The 3,017-nt window shown below is 35.0% G+C and carries 1 protein-coding gene; it reads left to right on the plus strand.

Annotated elements, in window-relative coordinates; genetic code table 11:
• The first annotated feature begins 1,379 nt into the window (after positions 1–1,379).
• Positions 1,380–2,810 (plus strand): dihydrolipoyl dehydrogenase, encoded by a 1,431-nt coding sequence (gene lpdA / locus AFK68_RS04005; RefSeq protein WP_094671688.1) that lies wholly within the window; start codon positions 1,380–1,382, stop codon positions 2,808–2,810.
• The last annotated feature ends 207 nt before the right edge of the window (positions 2,811–3,017 follow it).

Genomic DNA, 3,017 nt, shown 5'->3' on the forward strand with positions numbered 1-3,017 from the left:
GAAATTGCTGGAGAAAAGGTTTTTGTATTGTCATTTTGGCAAGCTCGCGAATCTGACTGGTGCAAGCGACCGTTTTTTGCTGGTTTCGAAAAAGATGTCCGAAAAGTATTATTTTGCTACTGAATGTCAAACAGTAACAACAAATTTGCCAGGATTTTTATGAATTATTTAGTTTAGATTTAACTTATGTTCGGCTATATTATATCATAAGCATAATCATTGCGATTAGTTAAAACAAGTATATGAAAGTAATATTATACATCTAGCAACTAGACAGGGATAAAAAGGAGTAAATGCTAATAAAACGGTGGTCAAATGACTGCCGTTCTATTGGTTCCTCGTTTGAGTCTCCCTGATTACAGGATAAAGTTGGCTTAAACAATTCTGAATAGTCAACGTAGCTGAGGCAGGTTTTTCTTAGACAAACAGGACTTATGTATAGGTACTACATATAGAGTAAAAAACTATAACGTTATAGTTTTTAAACTCTACATATATGGTCTATTGGTAATTCCTAACCAATTCACTTTAAAGGTGTCACAAATAGTCTCAGACTTGAAATGTCAAATAATTTCCTCAAATTAATGTATAGTTAAGGTTTTGAGTTTATAAAATCTTACTTTTTAACTTTTAACTTTTGACTTTTGACTTTTGACTTCCGTGCAACGCTATTAGTTGGTAAATCAGCCAATATTCTTTCTCTGACTGCTTAGAGAAGTACAAACTCTATAATGGTCATAATCTCAAAAGCGTAGTAAGTGACCTTAGTTAGTGTGGGTTAGCCAGTTAACAGAATTACTCAATTTTAGGGACTATTCAAAAGCTACTACTTATTATTAATCATTAACAAAAGGATCGATTTGTTTTAGTTCTGTTCTGGTGTCCAAGGATAGATTTGTTTTAGTTTTGTTCTGGTGTCCTTTGTTAGTATTGTTAGGATGAACCTTGTCTTATTTACCAGTTTTAATAATTGCGCTCTATTAGTGGTACTTAGACATACATTGTTATAGGATAAAAATGTCTGTTTGTGTAGCACAAGCTAGGAAAAGTAAATCTAGATAAGGGAATTTAGGTCAATGCCCTAAAAATAACTAAAATCAGTGCTTATTAAGTATTTATCCCTTTTTGACGTAAAAATATTTGCCTGTCTATATTTGAATTTGAGGCTGTTTTCTGCTTATCTAGTAAACAGAGCTGTCTCCTAGTATTTAGTCTGGAAAATTTCTTGTAATTTCTTATTAGGCCAAGTTAATTTCCAGGGAAATATGCCAAAGGAGTAAAAAAAATTCCTAATAATCATGTTTACCTACATCCGGAAGAACCCTTGCTCTATATATAGTAGTTTTTGCAAACATACCCAAAAGTTTTAAAAAACAGAGATGACTCAAGAATTTGATTACGACTTAATAATTATCGGTGCTGGTGTCGGTGGACATGGAGCAGCATTACACGCTACGAGCTGTGGCCTTAAAACAGCTATTGTAGAAGCAGCAGAAATGGGTGGGACTTGCGTTAACCGAGGTTGTATACCATCTAAGGCTCTCCTAGCAGCATCTGGTAAAGTTAGAGATTTACAGAATACTCACCATTTAAAAACTCTGGGCATTCAATTAGATAATGTTGCTTATGATAGAGAAGTAATTTCTGCTCATGCAAGTAACATTGTTACCAAAATAAGAGGTGACATGACCAATAGCCTCAAACGTTTAGGTGTAGATATAATTAAAGGGTGGGGTCAAGTAGCAGGTAACCAAAAAGTTACGGTTAAGACGGAAAAGGGAGAAGAAAATTTTACTGCCAAAGATATTATACTTGCTCCTGGGTCAGTACCTTTTGTTCCTCCTGGTATAGAAATAGATGGTAAGACGGTCTTTACCAGTGATGATGCTCTTAAACTAGATTGGTTACCACCTTGGGTGGCAATTATTGGTAGTGGTTATATCGGACTAGAATTTTCTGATATTTACACTGCTCTTGGGTGTGAGATTACAATGATTGAGGCTTTAGATAGGTTAATGCCTACTTTTGATCCAGATATAGCTAAGATTGCACAAAGAGTTTTAATTCAGTCAAGAGATATTGAGACTAAAGTTGGCAAGTTGGCTATGAAGGTGGTTCCAGGGTCTCCGGTAATTATTGAACTTGCTGATGCTAAGACCAAAGAAATAGAAGAGGTTCTGGAAGTAGATGCTTGTCTAGTTGCCACAGGTCGCATTCCCTATACAAAAGATTTGGGACTGGATTCTGTAGGAGTAGAAACTGACCGTCGAGGATTTATACCAGTAAATAGCAAAATGGCAGTTTTGTCAAGTGGTGAACCAGTACCTAATTTATGGTCAATTGGTGATGCGACAGGAAAAATGATGTTAGCCCATACAGCATCTGCCCAAGGAATAACAGTCGTGGAAAATATTTGTGGTCGTGATCGGGAAGTAGATTATCTTAGTATCCCAGCGGCGGCTTTTACTCATCCAGAAATTAGCTATGTGGGTATGACAGAACTAGCAGCTAAAGATTTAGGCCAAGAACAGGGGTTTGAAGTTGCAAGTGTCAGAACTTATTTTAAGGGTAATTCCAAAGCGATCGCTGAAGGTGAAACAGATGGTGTGGCTAAAGTAATTTATCGTAAAGATACGGGAGAATTATTAGGAGTACATATTATTGGTCTTCATGCTTCTGACTTAATTCAAGAAGCAGCAAATGCTATAGCTAAAAAGCAGTCTGTTAATGAGTTATCTTTTAATGTACATACTCATCCTACTTTGTCAGAAGTTTTGGATGAAGCATTTAAACGAGCAACTGTTCACTAGATAATGGATAATTGATAATGGATAATTGATAATGGATAATTGATAATGGATAATTGATAATTAAGACCTAGAAATTTCAAACCTCTCGTTACCAATCGATAATTGATAATTAGAGATAGTTTTCATTATCCATTATTCATTATCAATTAATAAGATTTCCGTAGTTGTTTCAATACAATGATTTTAAGAAATTGATAATTGATAGTC

Origin of the sequence: Hydrocoleum sp. CS-953, assembly GCF_002260545.1 — a bacterium.
In the GTDB taxonomy this organism is placed as follows: domain Bacteria; phylum Cyanobacteriota; class Cyanobacteriia; order Cyanobacteriales; family Microcoleaceae; genus Trichodesmium.

Bases quoted from the DNA above. Each gene is read 5' to 3' on its own strand.
- lpdA (WP_094671688.1), top strand. From the start codon at position 1,380: ATGACTCAAGAATTTGATTACGACTTAATAATTATCGGTGCTGGTGTC.